The following is a 20,513-nucleotide window of genomic DNA, read 5'->3' as shown; positions in this document are numbered from 1 at the left end:
TTTCTGATGACTGCAGCACACTCCGAGCACACCGGCCACGCGCACGTCCACTGCGAGGGCTGCGGCCATGTCGCCGTTCCGCACGGTGACCACGTCGACTATGTCCACGACGGCCACCTGCACCGCGCCCACGACGGCCACTTCGACGAATGCGAGCCCTCCGGTCACACCGAAGTCGTCCACGACCACGTACACGGTGAAGGCTGCGGCCACGTCGCCGTCCCGCACGGTGACCACGTCGACTACATCCACGACGGCCACCGTCACGCTCCCCACGACGGCCACTACGACGAACACTGATCCCAGGCGCGCGCCGCTCGTCTCGCCGCGCGCCTGATTCTCACCCCGCCTCCCGCAACCGCACCTCCAGCCGCAACCCCAACGCCTCCGCGTACCGCTCGAGCATGGGGATGGTCGGCATGGTGCCGCCCGCCTCGAACCGCGCCACCGCAGGCTGCTTCAACCCTGCCCGCTCGGCCAGTTCTGCCTGCGTCATCCCGAGCGCCTCCCGCCGCGCGCGGATGGTCAGGTGTGGAAGGTGGCGATGGCGGACCAGAGGAGGGGGGAGTGTTCGATGGCGCCGGTTTCGCGCCAGGTGGTGAGGCGGGTGCGGTGCCAGGTGGTGAGGGGGTGGAGAGGGTCGGGGTGGTCGTGAGCGGTGTCGATGGCGCGGATGAGGTCTTGCAAGGGGGTTGCGGTGGCGCCTGCGAGGCGTTGGAAGGCTAGGTCGGTGGGGAGCGGCCAGCGGGTGGCGGTGACGAGTTCGGCGCCGCCGTTGATCATGGCCGCGACGAGGCCGAGCGCCTCGGTGAAGCGGAGGTCGCCGCCGCTCTCGCAGGCGATCAGGGCGACACGGCTCGGCATGGGCCAAAGGTCGGGGCCCGCAACGGGTTCGGGATCAAGGGTGTGGGTGCCGAGCAGGAGGTCCTTGGCCGACAGGGGGCGGTGCGTGCGCAGCGGTTCGGCGAAACCGGTGGATTCGGCCGTGCACGCCAGGTGGAGTTCGGCGCTCTCGCTCTGACCGGACTCCGGTGCGGCGGCCGTGACGTGTCCGACGTAGATCAGTCGCGATGCCCCCGCACGGAGCGTCTCGGAGAGCCACCCGCGATCCAGGTCGGTTCGGCGGAAGACCTCGACGGTATCGGTCACGCTGGGTCGGAGGCGTTGGCGTGCTACATGTTCGGCGACCCGCTCGGAGAGTGCGCCCGAACCGTTCATCCGTCCCAGCACCGAGCCCAGTGCGGAGTCGGCGCGAAATCCCGGCACCCGCGGATCGAGCACGGCGACCACCGGCAACTCGCGATCGGCTGACCAGCTGCGCGCGCGCCGTCCCGGCGCGTGCACGACGCCCGCTGGAGCGAGCAGGCTGACGTCGGCGATGTCGATGAGCCGCAGAGCCGGGTCGGGCGCGATGATCTCCCACGGCACCTGCGCCACCCGTGGCGAGGGTTGTAGGCGGATATGCGGCCGAACTCCCCGCGTGTACAGCTCGTGCAATTGCACAGCCAGCCCGTACGGCAACAACGCGCGGGAAAGTGACTGTGCCAATCTGTATTCCGCGTCCGGGGACGCGAACGCGCCGGTCGTCAGCGCGCGCTCGAGTCCGCCCGGAGCGTCGGGCTTCGGTAGCGCATCGGCAAGCGCCGACACCGCCTCCGCGATCGGATCACCCGGCAGCATCGCGGCCCCGCGCGGCGCGGCATCGTCGTCCCACCGCCAGGACATGTAGAGGTCACCGGCGTCGGCCATCCGCACGACTACCGTCGGCTGCTCGGGTGTCGTCATGCTCGAATCCTGGGGCTCGCGCGACGTGCTGACGCGGACCGCCGATCAGCAGCGCCGCGGGCTCGCCGCCTAGGTAAGCCCAGGCGCGCACTGTGCCCTGCCGAGCATGCTGTTGTCGACTCGGGCCGCGTGTTTGCTGCGCGTGGTGTTGTCGACTCGGGCCGCGTGTTTGCTGCGCGTGGTGTTGCCCACCCGGGCCACGCGGTCGCAGCGCGGGATGCAGCCCCCGCCGATCTCACATCGCCGCGAAGTTCACTCATACCGTCAGCACCCGTTCCTCCCGCACCGCGCGCCCATAGCGCTGCTCGGCGGCAGTGATGTACTCCGCCAGCGCGATGTGCCCGTCCGGCGCGACCGCCAGCCGCGGCGGCGGGGTGACTCGCAGGCCGGCGGCCGCGGCGACCTTGGCCAATGCCGAACCGAGGTGGAGCGCGGAGCCCTCGGCCTGCGCGGGCGCCTCGATCGGTGAGAGCGGCTCCAGCGGCAGCTGCGGGCGGGGCTGGTGGTCGGTCGCATCGACATCCACTGTGGTTCCCGCACATTGTGTTTCGATCAGATCCGCGATGAGCGGACCGTCCCCGCAGAGGTAGGCGAATCGGAACGCCAAGCGCATCGCGGGGTCGGCGATCTCGCGATTCCACTGGGCCCGTTGATTGCCGTTCGGCAGCGTGTATCGCACGGCATCGATGGCGATGGCCGCGGGCACCGCTACATCGCGAGCCAGCGCCAGCAGCTCGGGAGTCGGCGCGTCGATGCTGTCGATCACCGCCTCCAGCAGCACGGCGTGCCAGAAATCGACCTGCGCGCAGTGCAATCCGAGACCGCGCGCCGCGTACGCCTCGAACGCGGCGGCGAGCAACTCCTGTCCCTCGTCGACGCGAAAGCCTTTGAACGCCACCGTCGCGAGACGGGTCTGGACGGCGGCCACGTCCAGCATCGCGCCGGACGCCTCGAAGCAGGCGAGGGAGCGCCGGTACAGCGCCTCGGCTTGTTCGTCGTCGTCGCGATGTTCGGCGACGTACCCCATGATCCTGAGCCCGACTCCGGCGCGGTACTCGAGTCCGGCCTGTTCGAAATACCGCTGGCTCGCTCGCAGCGGCTCTTCCGCGTCGTCGAACCGGTTCACTCTCGTGTACAGCGTGGCCAGATTCTGCTGGGTTTCCGCCACCGCGTTGCGGTCGCCCGCCGCCTCGAAGGCGGCCAGCGCTTGTTCGGCGAAGTCGATGCCGAGTTCCCTGCGCCCGGTCTCGAAGTACGCGCCCGCCAGGTTCATCAGTGGATGGCCGGTGAGGTGCGGCGCGAAACGTTGTGCGACGTCGAGGGTTTCGGTGGCCAGTTCGACCACCCGCACCCACTGGGCGCGGTGGAACGCCACCGCCGTCAGTGAGAGCAGGCAGGGCACCCGCAGCGAGGCGAATTCGGGATGGTCGGTCAGCAGCGTCCTGGCTTGCTCGAGCGCGTCCTGCGCCGCGTCGAGTTCGCCGAGGTGCTGGAGCGCTTGCGAGTAGTTGACGAGCGTGGACGCGCGCTTCTCGACGGCGTCGTCGGGGATCTCCGCCAGCGCCGACCGGAACCGGACGGCCGCCCCCGCGTGGTCGCCGAGTTCGTCGCACATGCTCGCGGCGTTCACCAGCGCGCTGACCCGCACACCGCCGGAGGTGGTGAGGACCGCGTGTTCGAAGATGCGCAGCGCCTCCGCGACCTCGCCGCGCTGATACGCCGCAGCGCCTTCGTAGAGCAGTTCCAGGCCGGGCGGCGCTGCTTCGTCCTGTGTCATCAGAAGTCCGAATCCGATGCGGCGGCCGCGATCTCGGCCAGGAGCAAGGTGTCGTCGTCCGCCGTGGCGCCGCGCAGCCGGGCGGCGACCAGATCCCGAATCCGCGCGCGCTCGTCGTGGTCGGCGGGGAGCGCATCCGGACCCACGCCGGGCACATAGACATGCACTCCCGCAACGGCTTCCGCGGCAGTGGACGCCGTGCCCTGCCAAGTGTCGCCGACCAGATGGAGTTCCGTGTCGATCGCGCCGACGCTGGTGTCGAGCAGCGCGCGCGGGTGCAGATGCGCGGGCGGGGCATCGAGTTGCGGTGCGGCCACCGCCCTCACCCGTACTAGCGTCGCCCCCTCCGCCCTGGTCAACTCCCAGGACACGGCGTGTTCGGACGCGTCGACCAGGCCGGGCGGGCAGCGCCGCCAGTCCCAGCCGCCGCTGCCACGCCCGAAGACCAGTTCACCTTGTCGCGCACCGGAACCGGCGGCCAGCGCGTAGTCCTCCGCGCGGCCGAGCGCGACGGGTGCGGCGGGCAGCGGCTCGAGGTCCGCGTCGGCACCGTCGACGATCAACTCGCACGCCTCGGTGAGCGTGGCGATCTCGGTGTCGAGCAATTGCTGGTCCAGCGCTGGGATGCCGTCGATGGTGGAGGCGGGCCACCAGCGTGCCGCCCAGTGCGCGTAAGCCAACTTCCTGGCCTGAGCGACCAGGGTCGGCAGCGCGGGTTCTGCCGGAAGTTCGACGGCCTGCCGGTCGGCGACAGCCAGTGCGACATGCTCGCCGTAGACGGCCCACAACCATTCCTGCGCTTCGTCGAGGTCGTGCAGCACGGCGGCCGGGACCGGTTCTCCGGCCAGCAGACTCCAGGCGAGGTGACCGCCGACGACCTCCAGCACCATGGTGTCCAGTGGGGGAGCGTCCGCCCAGACCGTCGGCGCGCCTGCGGGTGCGATGGTCCAGAATCCTTCGGCGTCTTCGCGCACGAGCACCGCATTCATCAGCTCGCCCTCGATTCCGTCGAATCGACTTCGCTCGCCACAGCACTCGCGCTGAGCGCATTCTTCACCTTGGTGCGGTGATCGAGGATGACCGAGCGGGCCACGCCGTCCAGCAGGTCCCACAGCTCGTCGGGTTCGACCACCGCGGCTGCGCGAACATCTCGACCGTGCAACCGAACCCACAGCCGTCGTAGGTAGGGTCGCCACGGCGTGCGGAGTTCCGCGGCGATCTGCGTGAGCGGCCCGCTCGCACGATCGGAGTCGTGCACCGCGAGCCGCCGTGCTTGCAGCACATAGGCTTCGCGCCGCCAGCGATTGTTGATCGCCTGGTGTGCCGCGGTTCCGCGCGCCATGCCGTCCGGCGCCGCAACCCGCCCGGTCGTCCATGCGACGTCCGCCCCGCCGCGCCCCGACGACGCTGCACCGGCCAAGTGGCGCACCCTTCCCGCCCCGCCGGCGCCCTCGCCCGACGTCGCTCCGAACGGCGAAAGGCCAACGGCCAGGGCGGCTCCGGTAGCGGCCGCGACCCGCAGCGTCTCGTCCAGCAGTGCCCACGGCGAACAGCTGCGGGCGATTTCGTCGGTGACGAGTTCCGGGATCGGCGGCAGTTCGGCGCGTTCGCTCGAGGCCTGCAACACCGTGAAGACTCGTTCGTAGATCGTGCGGTCGAACGGAAGCCCGAGGTCCGCCTTGGACGCCGACGCGCCGAGCGCGGGCGAGTGCGGCAGCGGATGCGCGGTGAGCCCGAGTTCGTTCGCGCTGCTGCCGGATGCCCGGTGCCAGAGGTCGATTCCGGAGTGGGTGCCCGCGCGCGCCGCCACGAGACGGTCCAGTTCGGGCTGTCCATCACCGGTCACCCTGCTGTTCGCGCACGCGTCGAGCAGTTCCTCGAACGCCGCGGTGTGATCGCCGCTCACCGTCGCCGGTCGCCGCCGCCAGGCGATGTCGATCAACCCGCCAAGCTGCCGCGCCACCTCGGCGTCCGTGAGGTGCTGCTTGAGCGCCTGCGTGGTCCGGCCCGCGGCGAACTCGTGGATATCGCGCAGCGCGGCCTCCGCGGTTTGCCTGTCGCGCACCGGATCCGGATGACCCGCCGTGGTCGCGAGCTCGAAACAGCGCTGGAAGTAGAGATCCTGGGGATTGCCTTCGGTGATACGCAGCGCGCGGCGGACCTGTTTGAGCAGCGTGAACCAGGCCGCGGTGGCCCGCAGCACGTCGGCGGCGGCGAAGAGGCGCGATGCGAGCAGCGTCGCGCCGTCCGCGCTGAGAATCGCCCCTGCACAGCTCGGATGCTGCACGGGACGGATCACCAAGGGGTCGAGCAGGAGTTTGACGGTCCGGCGCAGCGGTCCGCCGTGCGGGCCGCTGAGTGCTTCGACGCCGTCGAGCCTGCGCCACACCTCGTCGAGCACCATGGCGCGCGGTCGTCGCATTCGACCAGGTTAACGGACCTGTGGCCGGTTCGGGCCGCCGAAACCTGGGATCGGTAGGCGGCACGCGATTCCTACCTTTCTCTCAACGGCCCGACCACCGGGCCGGACCAACGGAGAGACAGGAACGGATCACCATGAACACCAAGTACTTCCGCACCGGCACCGCCGCCCTCGCCGCCCTCGCGCTGACCGGCTTCCTCACCGCCTGCGGTGACGACTCCGCGAGCAGCTCGCCCGCGACCTCGAAGCAGACCACCGCCGCCGCGCCCGCCGGTCCCGCGGCGGGCAAGTCCGCGGCGCTGGTCGACGGCAAGGCGCTGGCAGGCACCTTCGAGACCACCTGCGTGAAGCAGGGCAACACGCTGGCCCTGGCCCTGACCGACAACAACAACGCCACCTACGGCCAGCTGACGGCCAGCGCCACCGTCACCGACTCCGACACCGTGCAGGCCGTCGGCATCGCGGGCAGCAAGGGCGGCTCCTCGGGTCTGCCCTACGCGGTGGGCTACGGCAACGGCCAGCCGGGCGGTTCGGCGAAGGTCGTGAAGGACGGCAACACCTACAAGGTCACCGGCGAGGGCGTCGGCGCGCCGGACCTGACCAACCCGCTTGCGGGGCCGTCCACCTCCACCTTCGACATCACCTTCGCCTGCTCGACCATCGTCGGCGCCTGACGGACGGTCCGTGTGCTCGGCTCCCCGTCGTCCCGCGAGCCCGGCGCCACCGAGGGGTGCGCCAGGACGGGACGACGGGGTGGCCCGGAACACGGAATGTCCGTCCGACAACCAAGAATTCAGGGAGTACACCATGGCAACCAAACTGCGCGTCGCCGCGATCGTCTTCGGCATCGCCGCGATCGGCCTCTACCTCGTGCACGGCCTCACCTACGAGCCGAGCAGCCCTTACGAGCCCGACTTCCTCGCCTGGGTGAACGGCTTCATGGCACTGCCGATCATCGCGTTCACCGCGGTGGTGATGGTCTTCGCCTTCACCGGCGAGGGCATCATGTCCGCGTTCACCGGGCTCAACTCGACGGAATTCCGCGGCGGCCTGCTCGGCATCGGCACCGTGAAGTCGTTCCGGCAGACCGGGCTGACGGTCAACGACCAGCCGCAGATTCGCATCGAGTTCAGCGTCGAGGGCGTGGACGGCAAGGTTTTCGAGTCCGCGGCCAAGATGATCGTGCCGCTCACCGAGCTGGCGCTGCTGCGTCCCGGAGTGGTGCTTCCGGTGCGGTACCTGCCCGATCGCACCGAGAAGGTGGAGGTCGATCTGACCGGCGACAGCGTCGAGGCGCAGCGGGTGATGAACGAATCCATGATTCGCAAGGGCTTCACCACCAAGGCCAAGCTCGACATCGCGGCGCGCGGCATCGCGGCGCAGGCGGTGGTGCAGTCGCTGTCGGTGCCCGGCGAGATCCGCAACGGCTACTCCAAAGTGGAGATCGGGCTCGCCGTCACCAGGCCCGACGGCAGCACCTTCCGCACCCGCGCCGAGAAGTTCCTGCCGCCGGCCAGTGTCGGCAACGTGCAGGTGGGCAGGATCGTGCAGGTGCACTACTTGCCGGAGAACGAGCAAGAGGTCGTCATCGCGGTACCGGTGAACGCCTGAGACTTGGTCGGCTGTTCACCTGAGTGTTTCCCGGTAATAGCCTGGGGCGTTTAGCGTGCGGCCGACAGCCCGAGTCAGGAGTGATCGTGACCTTGAAACCACTCGCCCTCTTCGTGCAGCACGACGGCCGCTCCGCGCGCGCCGCCGTGACCTGCGAATACAAATGTGCCAACGCGTGCTTCCACGAGACGCCCAACACCTCGGGCGGCGAGTACTTCGGCGACATTGTCAGCTCACTGAACCGGCGCGGTCTGATCAGGGGCGGCGCGGCGGCGGTGCTCGCCGTCGGCGCCGCCTCCGCGCTGGCGGCCTGCGGTGACGACACGGCCGAGGCCGGCTCCACCGGCGCCACCCCGGCGGGCCCGCCCGGCACCGGAACCAACTTCGTCGTGGTCGCCCCCAACAAGGAAGACGCGATCGTCGTCCCGCAGGGCTACGACCAGTCGGTCGTGATCCGCTGGGGCGATCCGCTTTTCGCCGATGCCCCCGCGTTCGACTTCGACCGGCAGACCGCCGCGGCGCAGGCCAAGCAGTTCGGCTACAACAACGACTTCGCGGCCCTGCTGCCCATCGAGGGCCAGGCCAACAGCTACCTGCTGGTGGTCAACCACGAGTACACCACCGCGCCGCACATGTTTCGCGGCTACGACAAGGCCAACCCGACGCCCGAGCAGCTCGCCGTCACCATGGCGGCGCACGGCCTGACCGTCGTCGAGGTGAAGGGCGAATCCGGCACCGGCAAGCTGACTCCCGTCTTCGGCAAGTACAACCGCCGCATCACCGCGACCACCGAATTCACCCTGACCGGACCCGCCGCGGGCAGCGAATTCACCAAGACCTCCGCCGACCCGACCGGCGCCAAGGTCCTCGGCACCTTCGCCAACTGCGCGGGCGGCGTGACCCCTTGGGGCACAGTACTTTCCGGCGAGGAGAACTTCCACGGTTACTTCGCCAACGGCGACAAGCCCGCGGGCGGCGACGCCGCGGTGGCGCGCGCCAAGCGCTACGGCTTCACCGCCGGCGCGACGGCCAACCTCTGGGAGCGCGCCGACAAGCGCTTCGACCTGGCGCAGGAACCCAACGAGGCGAACCGTTTCGGCTACGTCGTCGAGATCGACCCGTGGGATCCGAACTCGACGCCGGTCAAGCACTCGGCCATGGGCAGGCTCAAGCACGAGGGCGCGAACATCTACGTCACCAAGGGCGGCGACGTCGTCTCCTACACCGGTGACGACGAAAAGTTCGACTACATGTACAAATTCGTGTCGTCCCGCAAGGTGCAGTCCGGCTCTGGCGCGGCGAGCAGGCGGAACAACATGACCATCCTCGACGCGGGCACCCTGTACGTCGCGAAGCTCACCGGCGATCACGCGGACAAGATCGACGGCACCGGCGCCAAGCCGTCGGACCAGGGCTTCACCGGTAAGGGACAGTGGATTCCGCTGCTGGAGACCGACGCGCAGGGCAAGGGCAAATCGCTCGTCGACGGCATGACCGCCGAAGAGGTCGCGGTGTTCACCCGGCTGGCGGCCGACAAGGTCGGCGCCACGAAGATGGACCGCCCGGAGGACTTCGAGGCCAACCCCTACACCGGCAAGGTGTACGTCGCGCTGACCAACAACGACAACCGCGGCAAGGAGGGCAAGGCCGGTCCGGACGAGGCGAACCCGCGCAACCTCAACAAGAACGGTCAGATCCTCGAGATCGACGACGACCACACCGGCACCCAGTTCACCTGGTCGCTGCTGCTGGTCTGTGGCGATCCGGCCGCGGCGGACACCTACTACGCCGGGTTCGACAAGACCAAGGTGAGCCCGATCTCCTGCCCGGACAACCTGGCCTTCGACCCGTACGGCAACCTGTGGATCTCCACCGACGGCAACGCGCTGAAGTCCAACGACGGCCTCTTCTCGGTGGTGCTCGACGGCGCGAATCGCGGTGAGACCAAACAGTTCCTGACGGTGCCGCGCGGCGCGGAGACCTGCGGTCCGATCGTCACCGAATCGCGGGTCATCGTGTGCGTGCAGCACCCGGGCGAGGCCGACGACGCCACTCCGGAGAACCCGCTGTCGCACTGGCCCGACGGCGGTTCCGCGCAGCCGCGGCCCTCGGTGGCGGTGGTATGGAAGAAGGACGGCGGCCGGATCGGCGTGTAACCTGTTGTCCCCCGGGTGGTTTCGCCACCCGGGGGACGATCGCCGGTTTCCGGTGCGTCAGCCCATGTTGGCGAAGCGGGCGAAATCGCCTTGGGCGCCGCTGTACACGTTGAGATCGGTGCGGCCCGCGATGCCGGGGATGCTGCCGCTGTCGGTGGTCTGCCAGAACGTCCAGGCCGGCCAGCCGCCGGGCACCTCGGGTTGCTCGTTGTCGCGGTAGTCGGCGATCCACAGCGGATAGTGGGTGAATTCGCTGGTATCGGCCATCGCCGTCTTCCAGAAGTTCGGATAGGTGTAGATGATCGGCACTCGGCCGGTCAGTGCCCGCACCGTGTTCAGGTAGCGGTGCGTCCAATTGATCAGCGCCCCGGGAGCCAGGCCGCCGGAATGCTCGAGATCCAGCACCGGCGGCAGATCGAGCGGACCGTTCTGACCCAGCACGATCGTGGCGTAAAGCGCTGCTTGTGGTTCCGGCGGCAGCTGCGGCCTGGCGTAGTGGTACGTGCCGCGGGCGATGCCCGCCGCCCGCATCAGCACGCTGTCCGCGACGAAGTAGGGATTGATGTAGCTCAAGCCCTCGGTGGCCTTCACCATGGCGAAATCGTGTCCGGCTCGTTTGACCGCGAACCAGTCGATGAACCGTCCGTCGATGTGCTGCCAGGACGAGACGTCCGGCCCGGTCGGTGTGGCTGCGGCCTGGCCGTTCGCCGAGATGTCGGGCTCGGTCGGTGTGGCTGCGGCCTGGCCGTTCGCCGAGATGTCGGGCTCGGTCGGTGTGGCTGCGGCCTGGCCGTTCGCCGAAAGGATGCTGCCCACGGTGATCGCGGACAACGCAAAAATGCGGGTCGCTCTCCAGCGCGTGCTATCCATGCCCTTCGACCTTAGGGGCCGTGTTCAGCGTGGCCGGCGTTACCGATGAGACGTTTGCTGAATATTTACCAGTAAACTGTCACGGCGGCGATCACCCGAGCCAGTCCAGCACGGACGCGGCGGTCCACGACTGCTGCATGCTGCCGAGCGGCTCGCCGGTGAACGGCTCGTAGTACTCGGCGAAGGCGCCGTCGCTGGCCTGCCGCAGCCCTTCGGCGCGGAGCATGAACGCCCGCTCGGCCCAGCCGCGGCGGGCGAAGACCCAGGAGAAAAGCCAGCTCATCACCGGCCACACCGGGCCGCGCCAGTATTCGCGCGGCCGGAAATCCCTGGCGACGGGAGAGGTCGAGGGCGGCAGTGCGTAGCGCAGGTCCGGATGGCCGCAGTAGCGCGGACCCTCGAACAGGCGAAGCAGGCTGCGTTCGGTGTCGCGCGGCAAGCCGCCGCACAGCAACGGGGCGAAGACCGAGAGAGTCTCGGTGTTGATCCAGCGCTGCGCGCGCACGTCGAAGTCGCGAGCCGCGCCGGTGCGGGCGTCCGCGGTGGCGACGACGCCTGCGCGGAACCGATCCGCCCAGCTGTACAGCTCGCGCACGTCGGCGTTCGGCTGCTTGTACTCCTCGCCGATGTTGGCGAGCACCTCGCAGGCGAGCGCGAAGATCGCGGTGACGAACACGTCCTGCACGGCGAAGCTCATGGTCGAGGCCAGCACATAGTCGTCGTAGCCCGCCCGGCGCATCTGCTCGACCAGCCACAGGTACCTGTCGTACTCGCGGTCGGTGGGGCGCTGTGACGGATCGGCGACGACCAGCACGTCCTCGCGGCGATACGCGGGCAGGTCGCCGGGGACCACGTTCTCGTAGGCGCGGTCCCAGCGCGGCGAGTTGTCCATGCCGGATTCCCAGCCGTGGTAGAGCGTGATCCGCCCGTTCTCCTTCGGGTCTCGGGCGTGCGCGAGCCAGCGATGCCAGCGCACCAGGTCCGGCCATCGGCGGTTGAGGAACTCCTCGGCGATCGCGCGGGTGCTGCGGCCGTGGCGGCGGGAGTGATCGAGAATGCGCTGCACGGCGATGGCGTGCACCGGCGGCTGGGTGATGCCGGAGGTGTCCGGTCCGTCGGGCGCGTTGGCGGCCAGCTTGCGGCACTCCCAGCGGGCCGGTCCGGGAAAGTAACCGTCCACGCCGTTGGCGAACACGATGTGCGGGATCATGCCGTTCTTCCACTGCGCCGAGAGCAACGTGTCCAGCTCGACGACAGCGCGTTCCACGCTGAGCGGAGCCAGACCGACCGCGACGAAGGCCGCGTCCCAGCTCCACATGTGCGGGTACAGCCGCGGCGCCGCGCTGGTCATCGTGCCCAGGTCGTTGCCCCGCAGCAGGTAGGCGGCGCGGGCCGCGAGCTGAGTGGGGGTGAAACCCGGATGTGCCATCCCCCTATTCTGCGATCCCACGCGGAGATATGCCCGCTCAGCGGCGTCGAGTTCTGTCGTGGCGCTGGGTTCTGTCGTGGCGCTGTGTTCTGCCGCGGCGCTGGGTTCTACGGTGGCGCTGGGTTCTGTCGCAGCGCTGGGTTCTTCCCGGTCGCCCCTCAGGTGTTCGGCGGATCTCACTCTCGCATGCCCCCGTCCGTGGAGATTGTTACCGACGTACGCGTGCATCGCTACGAGTCCGCGCAGTGCTACGGATTTCGGGTACCCACTACGGTGAGGCGCATGAACGCCGCCGTCACCAGCACCCCGAAGCCGACCGCGTTGATCACCGGAGCCAGCCGAGGGCTGGGCGCGGCCATCGCCCGCGAACTCGCGCCGGGGCACGAGCTGCTGCTCGGCGCGCGCTCGCGAGACGCGCTGCGCGACATCCTCACCGAGCTGCCCGAGGCGACGCCGTGGCCGGTGGAGCTCACCGATTACGACGCGGTCGCCGCGGCGGTCTCGCAGGTGGAGCGGCTGGACGTGCTCGTGCACAACGCGGGCGTGGCCGATCTCGGCACCATCGCCGAATCCTCGGTGGCGCAGTGGCGAAACACCTTGGAGGCGAACCTCATCGCCGTCGCGGAGCTGACCAGGTTGCTGCTGCCCGCGTTGCGCGCGGCGAACGGTCATGTGGTGCTGATCAATTCGGGCGCCGGTCTGCGGGCCAACGCGGGCTGGGCCTCCTACGCGGCGAGCAAGTTCGGGTTGCGCGCCTTCGCCGACGTGCTGCGGCTCGAGGAGCCCGCGCTGCGGGTGACGTCCATCCATCCCGGCCGGATCGATACCGACATGCAGCGTGAGATCACCGCGGGCGAGGGACGCGAGTACCGGCCGGAGGAGTTCCTCACCGCCGAGACGGTCGCGACCGCGGTGCGGCACGCCGTGGAGACCCCGCGCGACGCGCACCCGACCGAGATCGTGCTGCGTCCTATCGCCCGCTGATCCGAGGTCCTCGGTCGACCTCACCGCGATCTCCGGACCCCGTGCTGTCGCCGCCCGCCTGACGCGCCCCCGCGAACGGAGGCGCGCCCGTGGGAGTCAGGCGACGATATTGACCAAGCGGCCCGGCACCACGATCAGCTTGCGCGGCGCGGCGCCGTTCAGCAGCGCCGCGATCTTCTCGTCGGCGAGCGCGGCCGCCTCGATGGCCGCGTTGTCGGCGTCGGCCGGGACCTGAATCCGGCTGCGCACCTTGCCGTTCACCTGGATCGGGTACTCCACCGACTCCTCGACGAGCAGCGCGGGATCGGCGACCGGGAACGGGCCGTGTGCCAGGGAAACGCTGTGGCCGAGCCGTTCCCACAGCTCCTCGGCGACGTGCGGGGAGAGCGGGGCCAGCATCAGCACCAGCGGCTCCACCACTGAGCGCGGGGCGCCGTCGGGGTAGTTCTTGGTCAGGTGGTTGGTCAGCTCGATGAGCTTCGCGCCCGCCGTGTTGTCGCGCAGCGCGGCGAGATCCTCGTCCACACCCGCGATCGTCTTGTGCGTCAGGCGCAGCGTCTCATCCGACGGCGCGGCGTCGGTGACGCGCAGCGCGCCCGTTTCCTCGTCCATCACCAGACGCCAGACCCGCTGCAGGAACCGGTGCGCGCCGACGACGTCCTTGGTCGCCCACGGGCGCGAGGTGTCCAGCGGACCCATCGACATCTCGTAGAAGCGGAAGGTGTCGGCGCCGTACAGATCGCACATCTCGTCCGGAGAGATGGCGTTCTTCAACGACTTTCCGATCTTGCCGTACTCCTGGAACACCTCGATCTCGCCGCCGGTCGCGGTGGTCCAGAAGAACTTGCCGTCCCGCTCGACGATCTCGGCGGCCGGCACGTACGCGCCGCGCTCGTCGGTGTAGGCGTGCGCCTGGATGTAGCCCTGGTTGAACAGTCGCCGGTACGGCTCGCTGCTGCTCACATCACCCAGGTCGAACAGCACCTTCTGCCAGAAGCGCGCGTACAGCAGGTGCAGCACCGCGTGCTCGACGCCGCCGATGTACAGGTCGACGCCGCCCGGATCGTTCGGACCGTGCTCCCCGGTGCGCGGGCCGAGCCAGTACTGCTCGTTCTCCTTGGCGCAGAACGCCTCGGTGTTGGTCGGATCGGCGTAGCGCAGCTGGTACCAGGAGCTGCCCGCCCAGTTCGGCATGACGTTGGTATCGCGCCGGTACTTCTTCGGCCCGTCGCCCAGGTCCAGCTCGACGTGCACCCAGTCGGTCGCCTTGGCCAGCGGCGGCGACGGCTCGGAGTTCGCGTCGTCCGGATCGAAGGTCACCGGGGCGAAGTCGTCCAGCTCGGGAAGCCGCACGGGCAGCATGGATTCCGGCAGCGCGTGCGGTGCGCCCTGCTCGTCGTAGACGATCGGGAACGGCTCGCCCCAGTAGCGCTGGCGGGCGAACAGCCAGTCGCGCAGCTTGTACTGGATGGTGCCGGTGCCGTGCCCGTCGGCCTCCAGCCTGCCGATGACGGTGGCCTTGGCCTCCTCGACCGAAAGACCGTTCAGGTAGTCGGAATTCACCAACTCGCCCTCGCCGGCGTGGGCGCCGTTGGCGACGTCGCCGCCGGAGATGACCTCGATGATCGGCAGGCCGAAAGCGGTCGCGAACTCGTGGTCGCGGTGATCGTGGCCGGGCACCGCCATGATCGCGCCGGTGCCGTAGCCGATCAGCACGTAGTCGGCGATGAAGATCGGAATCCGCTGTCCGTTCACCGGATTGGTGGCGTAGGAGCCGAGGAAGACGCCGGTCTTCTCCTTGTACTCCTGGCGCTCCAGATCCGACTTGGCCGCGATGGTCTTGCGGTAGGCGGCGACGGCGTCGGCGGGTGTGGCCGCGCCCTCGTTGGTCCAGCGCGCATCGGTGCCCTCCGGCCACTGCGCCGCGGCCAGGCGGTCGACCAGTTCGTGCTCGGGGGCCAGCACCATGTACGTCGCGCCGAACAGGGTGTCGGGGCGGGTGGTGAACACCTCGATCCGGCCCGCGTCGGAATCGAACTTCACCTGGGCGCCGCGCGAACGGCCGATCCAGTTGCGCTGCATGGCCTTCACGTTCTCCGGCCAGTCCAGCGTGTCCAGGTCGTCGACCAGCCGGTCCGAGTAGGCGGTGATGCGCATCATCCACTGCCACAGGCGCTTGCGAAACACCGGGAAGTTGCCGCGCTCGCTGCGGCCCTCGGCGGTGACCTCCTCGTTGGACAGCACGGTGCCGAGTCCCGGGCACCAGTTGACCACCGAATCGGTCTGGTAGACCAGGCGATACGAGTCGATCACCGCGGCGCGCTCGGCGGTGGACATGGTGGCCCAGTTCTTGCCTTCGGGCGCCGGCCGCGCGCCGGAGGCGAACTGCTCCTCCAGGTCGGCGATGGGGCGGGCGCGACCGGTCTCCAGGTCGTACCAGGCGTTGTAGATGCGCAGGAAGATCCACTGCGTCCAGCGGTAGTACTCCGGGTCGGTGGTCGCGAACGAGCGGCGCCGGTCGTGGCCGAGGCCCAGCCGGTCCAGCTGGCGCTGCATGGTGGCGATGTTCGACTCGGTGGTGTCGCGCGGGTGCGCGCCGGTCTGCACCGCGTACTGCTCGGCGGGCAGGCCGAAGGCGTCGTAGCCGAGCGCGTGCAGCACGTTGCGGCCGTGCATGCGGTGGTAGCGCGCGAACACGTCGGTCGCGATGTAGCCGAGCGGATGGCCTACGTGCAGGCCCGCGCCCGACGGGTACGGGAACATGTCCTGGACGAACAGCTTGTCCGCGGGGATGTCCCCGGCGAGCGGGCCGGTCGGGTTCGGCGCGTGGAAGGTTCCACGCTCCGCCCAGTTCTGCTGCCACCGGCGCTCGATGCGGCCCGCGAGGTCAGCGTTGTACCGGTGCTGGGGTACATCGCTTTCGGTTGCACGACTGTCCTGCACGGTCCTGCCTTCTTGTTTCTCGCCGATCCTGGACAAACTTCGTATTACAGGGTAGAACGTGCGGTCCGAGGGACCGAAAATCGGGCCGTGCGCCCATGCGCTAGCCTGCATAGGTGTTCGTCGTAGCCCTCGTCCTGTTCGTGCTGGCCGCCGTGGCCATCGCAACCGGATTGCTCGGACTGACCGGCAGGCTCCCGCGCAACCGCTTCGTCGGTGTGCACACCGAAGCCGCTCTCACCTCCGAAGAGACCTTCCGTATCGCGAACCGCGTCGCCGCCCCCACCTCGGTCGCGGCGGGCGCGCTGCTCTTCGCCGGTGGTCTGGTCGCCTACGCCGCGGGTGGCGTCGTCGCCCTGATCGTCGCGGGCGCCGCCGCCGTCATCGCCCTGTTCACCCTGGGTGCGGGCGCGAACGCGGCAGGCGAGGCCATCGCGAGCTTGGTGCCCGCCGAGGACATGGGCGGCTGCGGCCAGTCCTGCGGCGCGTGCTCCCTGCGCGACGCCTGCCAGCCCGCGAACTGACCCTCCCGACGCCGCACGGAGGCGTACCCTGACCCTCACCAGCGGGCTACCCGCCTCGGGAGGGAATCGTGTACTTCATCCTGGCGACGATCGTCGCCGTCCTCGGCGCTGCCGTCATCGACTCCTCCGGTCTCACGGCCGCCGTGTTCTTCGCCCTCGCCGCGGGCTTCGTCGCGATCGGCGTCATCCGGACCAAGCGCAACCGCACCCGCCCCAGGGCCCGCTGGTGGGCGGCGGGCGACGGCGGCGGCTCCTATGACGGCGGCGGCTGCGGCGGCGGTTCCGACAGCAGCTGCGGTGGCGGTTCCGGCTGCGGCGGCGGAGGCGATTGACCGCGCCGCCTGCCCGAGGAGTGCTTCGGAGTGCGGCCGCTGCGGCTACTACAGCATTGGCCGTGCAGACAGCAGCGGCTGCTGTGGTGGTGCGCGGCAGAGGCGATCGACCAGCGACTGGCCGGGGGAGGTTCGGATGTATTTCGCGTTCGCGTTCGCGACCGTTCTGATCGGGTTGTCTTGGATGCAGGCGTTCGGGTTCGGCGTGGGCGCTGCGTTCTTCGCCTTGGCCGCAGTTCTCGTTGCCGTTGGGTCTGTTCGATTGCTGGTGCACCATTCGCAGTTGCCCATCTCGCGGCGGCATCGCGGGCGCAGGGATGCCGGTTGGAGTGCGGCCGACGGCGGTGGTGGCGGCAGTAGCGGTAGCGGTGGTGGCGATTGGGGCGCGGCCGGCGGTGGTGGTGGCAATAGCGGTAGCAGTGGCGGCGGAGACAATGGCGGTGACAGCGGCAGCGGCTGCACTAGTGGCGGCGGCTGCGGTGGCGGCGGCTGCGGAGGAGGTGGCGGTGGGGGTGGCTGCGGTGGAGGTGGCGGTGGCTGACCTCGTCACCTTCGAGCACGCGGGCTGTCGGGGATGACCCTCGCAAGCCCGCCAACCACCCATTTCTCTCCCGTCGATTCGGGTTGCTCGGTGCCGTTCTGCTCCCCCCGTGCGACCACCCGAAATTCGCAGGTTGCTGTCGGTGGTCGTCTGTAGGCTGGATTGGAGTTCGCCGCGCGGCGACTCGGTCCGGGGGAGGTTCGGATGTATTTCGGGTTTGCTTTGGTGATCTTTGTCGCGGGGATGGCCGTGGCCGGGCCGTTCGGGTTCGGCGCCGGTGTCGCGTTCTTCGTCGTGGCCGCCATTTTCGTTGTCGTGGGGGTGGTCAAGCTGCGGCGCCGTGCGCCATTGCCCACCTCGCCGCGGCATCGCGGGCGCGGGGCCGGTTGGGGTGCGGCCGGGGCCGGTGGAGTGGCGTTCTTCGGCGGCGGCGACGGTGGCAGTGATGGCGGTGGCTGCGGTGGCGGCAGCAGCTGTGGTGGCGGCGGTGGCTGTGGCGGCGGAGGTTGCGGCGGCGGCTGACCTGGTCGCCTCGGCCAGCAGGTCACCGGGCCGTGCGCGGCCTCGATCCCGGGCAGCGCGGGGTCCTGCCGGACCATTCGAGCACGCGGCGGCTGACCATCGAAAGCCGCCGACCACCATTTCTCTCCCGCCGATTCGGCGTCAGTCGACGCCCGGGGGTGGGGTGATGTGGCGTGAGAGCGGGCTGCCCTTCGGGTTGAGGTAGAGAACGAACAGCGTGACCGCGGTGGCGCCGAGGTTGCGGGCGACGTGCGGATACTCCGGTCCGCTCGGCTCGCGGAACACGCGCCCGCGACGGTAGGTGACGGGCGCGCCGTCGGCGCCGGGGTGGTCGAGGGTGCCGCGAGCGACCAGTACCAGGAGCGTCCCGTCGTGGTAGTGCCAGCCGCTGCTGCCGCCGGGATCGATCACCGTCTGCCGCAGCAAGATGTCACGCCCGCCTGCGGTGAATTGCGCCAGCACCCGGCTCGCGGTGCCGGACGCGGGCGCGGCGTTCGGTCGCAGACCGGGCAGACGCGGGATCCTCACCACTCCATCGAACCACCCCGATCCCGCGCGGCAGCTCCGCTCAGCGCAACCCCGCGACCGCCTCCAGCACCGCGCGCCCGGCCTCTCGATCACCGACGGCGATGCGAGCGCTGCCGTCCGGATACGCCTTCGCCGCGATCCGCGCCCGCCGCAACACCGTCGCCACCCCGGGCCCGGGGAGGTACAGGAAGTTGGCGTGGCTGCGCGGGACGGGGTGGCCGCAGGCGAGCAGTGCGTTGCGCAACGCCTCGCGTTCCTCCGTGATGTGCCGGATCCTGGCCGCGAGTTCGGGCTGGGCCGCGTAGGACGCGGACACGGCGGCGACGGCGCCGGCGGAGACGCCGAAGGGAAGTTGCAGCCGACGGACCCGCTCGACGAGCTCGCGCCGCCCGTACGCGTACCCGATGCGCAGACCCGCGAGTCCATACGCCTTCGAGAAGGTGCGCAGCACGAGAAGATTCGAGTGCTTGCGCAGCAGCGCGAGCGTGTCCACCCGGTCCTCGGGGCCGAGGAATTCGGCGTACGCCTCGTCGAGGATCACCGTCACCCGGTCCGGCACGGCGCTCAAGAACGACTTCAGCTCGCCCGAGGACACGACGGTGCCGGTCGGATTGTGCGGACGGCACACGACGACTATCGCCGTCCGCTTGTCGATGGCCCGCCTCGTCGCGGACAGATCCTGATTGCCCGCCGCGTCCAAGGGCACCGCCACGAGAGTCATCCCGACCATCTCGGCCATGATCGGGTACCCGTCGAACGTCGGCGTCCCGGCGACGATCTCCGCGCCGTCGAAGGTGAGGGACTGCATGATCTGCATGGCCACCCCGGTCGCGCCGGAGCCGACCACCACCTGGTCGCCCCGCACACCGATGTGCCGCGCGATGTTCTCGGGCAGCTCCCGCGGCAGGAACTCCGGATACCGATTCGCCTGCGCCAGTGCCTGATTCACCGCGCGAAGCACGGAAGGCAAAGGCGGGAACGGATTCTCGCTCAACGAGAGATCGAACCGCGCCGGCGGCCGGGTCCGCCGACGGTGGTGTCGCGAGGAGCGGGTGTCCTCGGTGAACCCGATGGTCATGCCGCCGCACCCCAGCGCACCGCCGCGGCGGCGGCGAAATCACCCGCGTGCGCGAACGCGGACAGCAGCACCACCGACCCGTTGCGCAGCCGACCGGCCCGGTTCTCCACATCCAGCGTGACGGGAATGCCGGCGGCGAACAGGTTTCCGCACCGATCGAAGGTGTCCGGGTGCCGCTCGGCGGGCAGTTCGAGCGCATCGTGCCAGTTGCGCAGGAACAGCCGGTTCGGCTGGTTGGTGACGAAAGTGTCGATGTCGCGGCCCTTCACACCGATCCGGTCGCACACCGCGAGCGCCACCTCCGGCACCAGCCGGTTGCCCCGCGCGAACACCTTGGTGACCTTGGATTCGGTGAAGCTGACGCAGCCCTGGCCCGTGCCGGGCTCCCAGTACTTGCGCTCACCGTTGGTCGAGAACTCCATGTCCCCGGCGAATTCCGGGTAGGTGCGGCATTCGACGTCCAGGACAGGTGCGCTGTCGTCCTTGACCAGCAGACCGACGCCGCACCCGTCACCCGGCACGGGCGCCTGCGCGAGTTTGCGGATCTCGGTCTGGGTGAACACCGGGCCCGCGCAATTCTGCGCGACCGCGATGAGCGCGGTGCGAGCGTCGGTGGTCTGCAAGATCATTCGAGCCAACGCCATCATGTTCACGAAGGCCGCGCAGCCGCCGTTGTGGATGTCGTAGACGACGCGCGGCCGCATGCCCAGTCGCCGCGCGACCTCGGGGCCGCAGCCGAGCACCGGATTGTCCGGCAGCTGGGTGTGCGTGAGCAGCACATCGACGCTCGAAAGCAGTTGCGTCCCATGGCGTTGCCGCATCGGCTCGACGGCGCGTTCGATCATGTCGACCGCCGTCTCGTCCCTGCCCACGTGGTGGCGAGCGCGCGGCGAGCGGAACATCACGTTCTTGGCCATCCGGTCCGAGCGGGCGAACTGGGTGAAGTATTCGGTGTCGACGGGCTCACCGGGCAGGTAGGAGGCCACATCGGCCAGGCTGACGGTCGGCAGCGGC

At 69.6% G+C, this 20,513-nt stretch carries 19 protein-coding genes; 8 read left to right on the top strand and 11 right to left on the bottom strand.

Translation table 11 applies throughout. The features are described 5' to 3' along the window. Nucleotides 1-6 precede the first annotated feature (6 nt). Nucleotides 7-300 carry a hypothetical protein gene (locus AC3ERS_RS16800; RefSeq protein ID WP_431968450.1) on the top strand — a complete coding sequence of 98 codons (294 nt, stop codon included), beginning with the start codon at nucleotides 7-9 and terminating at the stop codon, nucleotides 298-300. Nucleotides 301-340: 40 nt separating this feature from the next. On the opposite strand, the gene AC3ERS_RS16795 is transcribed toward AC3ERS_RS16800, so the two are convergent. The 5 genes from AC3ERS_RS16795 to AC3ERS_RS16775 form a co-directional block, all read right to left on the bottom strand. Next, a complete protein-coding gene (locus tag AC3ERS_RS16795) occupies nucleotides 341-523 on the bottom strand; it encodes a helix-turn-helix domain-containing protein (RefSeq protein ID WP_431968559.1) in 183 nt (60 codons plus the stop codon). A gap of 2 nt (nucleotides 524-525) precedes the next feature. Beyond that, the gene (locus tag AC3ERS_RS16790; RefSeq protein ID WP_431968448.1) at nucleotides 526-1,785 is read right to left on the bottom strand and encodes a CHAT domain-containing protein; all 1,260 of its coding nucleotides are present in this window, start codon (nucleotides 1,783-1,785) and stop codon (nucleotides 526-528) included. A 256-nt stretch (nucleotides 1,786-2,041) separates the two neighbouring features. Continuing rightward, nucleotides 2,042-3,562 (bottom strand): tetratricopeptide repeat protein, encoded by a 1,521-nt coding sequence (locus tag AC3ERS_RS16785; RefSeq protein ID WP_431968446.1) that lies wholly within the window; start codon nucleotides 3,560-3,562, stop codon nucleotides 2,042-2,044. Continuing rightward, nucleotides 3,562-4,551, bottom strand: a complete 990-nt coding sequence (locus tag AC3ERS_RS16780; protein ID WP_431968444.1) for a hypothetical protein — start codon at nucleotides 4,549-4,551, stop codon at nucleotides 3,562-3,564. The genes AC3ERS_RS16785 and AC3ERS_RS16780 overlap by 1 nt, the downstream gene beginning before the upstream one ends. Beyond that, entirely contained in the window at nucleotides 4,551-5,966 is a 1,416-nt protein-coding gene (locus AC3ERS_RS16775) for a hypothetical protein (RefSeq protein WP_431968557.1), read from the bottom strand. The genes AC3ERS_RS16780 and AC3ERS_RS16775 overlap by 1 nt, the downstream gene beginning before the upstream one ends. A gap of 152 nt (nucleotides 5,967-6,118) precedes the next feature. Between AC3ERS_RS16775 and AC3ERS_RS16770 the strand changes: the two genes are divergently transcribed. The 3 genes from AC3ERS_RS16770 (at nucleotide 6,119) to AC3ERS_RS16760 (ending at nucleotide 9,751) form a co-directional block, all read left to right on the top strand. Then, on the top strand, nucleotides 6,119-6,658 hold the full coding sequence (locus AC3ERS_RS16770) for a lipoprotein LpqH (protein ID WP_431968442.1): 540 nt from the start codon (nucleotides 6,119-6,121) through the stop codon (nucleotides 6,656-6,658). 133 nt (nucleotides 6,659-6,791) lie between these two features. Beyond that, nucleotides 6,792-7,595, top strand: a complete 804-nt coding sequence (locus AC3ERS_RS16765) for a hypothetical protein (RefSeq protein ID WP_431968440.1) — start codon at nucleotides 6,792-6,794, stop codon at nucleotides 7,593-7,595. Between the two features lie 86 nt (nucleotides 7,596-7,681). Continuing rightward, nucleotides 7,682-9,751, top strand: coding sequence for a PhoX family protein (locus AC3ERS_RS16760; protein WP_431968438.1), 2,070 nt, complete (start codon nucleotides 7,682-7,684; stop codon nucleotides 9,749-9,751). Between the two features lie 57 nt (nucleotides 9,752-9,808). Here the strand turns inward: AC3ERS_RS16760 and AC3ERS_RS16755 are convergent, their stop codons facing one another. Both AC3ERS_RS16755 and ggh read right to left on the bottom strand, forming a co-directional pair. Then, nucleotides 9,809-10,465: a glycoside hydrolase family 25 protein gene (locus AC3ERS_RS16755; protein WP_431968555.1), complete on the bottom strand. Its 657-nt coding sequence runs from the start codon at nucleotides 10,463-10,465 to the stop codon at nucleotides 9,809-9,811. Nucleotides 10,466-10,712: 247 nt separating this feature from the next. Then, the gene (ggh, locus tag AC3ERS_RS16750) at nucleotides 10,713-12,050 is read right to left on the bottom strand and encodes a glucosylglycerate hydrolase (protein WP_431968436.1); all 1,338 of its coding nucleotides are present in this window, start codon (nucleotides 12,048-12,050) and stop codon (nucleotides 10,713-10,715) included. Between the two features lie 282 nt (nucleotides 12,051-12,332). On the opposite strand from ggh, the gene AC3ERS_RS16745 reads away from it, so the two are divergent. Continuing rightward, nucleotides 12,333-13,034, top strand: coding sequence for an SDR family oxidoreductase (locus AC3ERS_RS16745; RefSeq protein WP_431968434.1), 702 nt, complete (start codon nucleotides 12,333-12,335; stop codon nucleotides 13,032-13,034). Nucleotides 13,035-13,130: 96 nt separating this feature from the next. Here AC3ERS_RS16745 and leuS read toward each other — a convergent pair whose 3' ends face one another. After that, the gene (gene leuS / locus AC3ERS_RS16740; RefSeq protein ID WP_431968432.1) at nucleotides 13,131-15,977 is read right to left on the bottom strand and encodes a leucine--tRNA ligase; all 2,847 of its coding nucleotides are present in this window, start codon (nucleotides 15,975-15,977) and stop codon (nucleotides 13,131-13,133) included. 113 nt (nucleotides 15,978-16,090) lie between these two features. Here leuS and AC3ERS_RS16735 point away from each other — a divergent pair, with 113 nt between their 5' ends. The 3 genes from AC3ERS_RS16735 (at nucleotide 16,091) to AC3ERS_RS16725 (ending at nucleotide 17,893) form a co-directional block, all read left to right on the top strand. Then, nucleotides 16,091-16,498, top strand: coding sequence for an SdpI family protein (locus AC3ERS_RS16735; protein ID WP_431968430.1), 408 nt, complete (start codon nucleotides 16,091-16,093; stop codon nucleotides 16,496-16,498). A 68-nt stretch (nucleotides 16,499-16,566) separates the two neighbouring features. Further along, complete coding sequence (locus tag AC3ERS_RS16730; protein ID WP_431968428.1) at nucleotides 16,567-16,830, top strand: hypothetical protein; 264 nt, start codon at nucleotides 16,567-16,569, stop codon at nucleotides 16,828-16,830. A 745-nt stretch (nucleotides 16,831-17,575) separates the two neighbouring features. Continuing rightward, nucleotides 17,576-17,893, top strand: a complete 318-nt coding sequence (locus AC3ERS_RS16725; RefSeq protein WP_431968426.1) for a hypothetical protein — start codon at nucleotides 17,576-17,578, stop codon at nucleotides 17,891-17,893. 141 nt (nucleotides 17,894-18,034) lie between these two features. Here the strand turns inward: AC3ERS_RS16725 and AC3ERS_RS16720 are convergent, their stop codons facing one another. From AC3ERS_RS16720 to AC3ERS_RS16710, 3 genes are read right to left on the bottom strand one after another with little or no spacing between them, the layout of a single operon-like run. Next, nucleotides 18,035-18,421 (bottom strand): cupin domain-containing protein, encoded by a 387-nt coding sequence (locus tag AC3ERS_RS16720; protein WP_431968424.1) that lies wholly within the window; start codon nucleotides 18,419-18,421, stop codon nucleotides 18,035-18,037. Between the two features lie 40 nt (nucleotides 18,422-18,461). Further along, entirely contained in the window at nucleotides 18,462-19,499 is a 1,038-nt protein-coding gene (locus AC3ERS_RS16715; protein ID WP_431968422.1) for an aminotransferase class I/II-fold pyridoxal phosphate-dependent enzyme, read from the bottom strand. Beyond that, nucleotides 19,496-20,509 (bottom strand): 3-oxoacyl-ACP synthase III family protein, encoded by a 1,014-nt coding sequence (locus AC3ERS_RS16710; protein ID WP_431968553.1) that lies wholly within the window; start codon nucleotides 20,507-20,509, stop codon nucleotides 19,496-19,498. The genes AC3ERS_RS16715 and AC3ERS_RS16710 overlap by 4 nt, the downstream gene beginning before the upstream one ends. Nucleotides 20,510-20,513: the final 4 nt, after the last annotated feature.

It is taken from the genome of Nocardia sp. bgisy134 (assembly GCF_057708325.1).
This window is presented reverse-complemented; position numbering and strand designations above follow the sequence as displayed.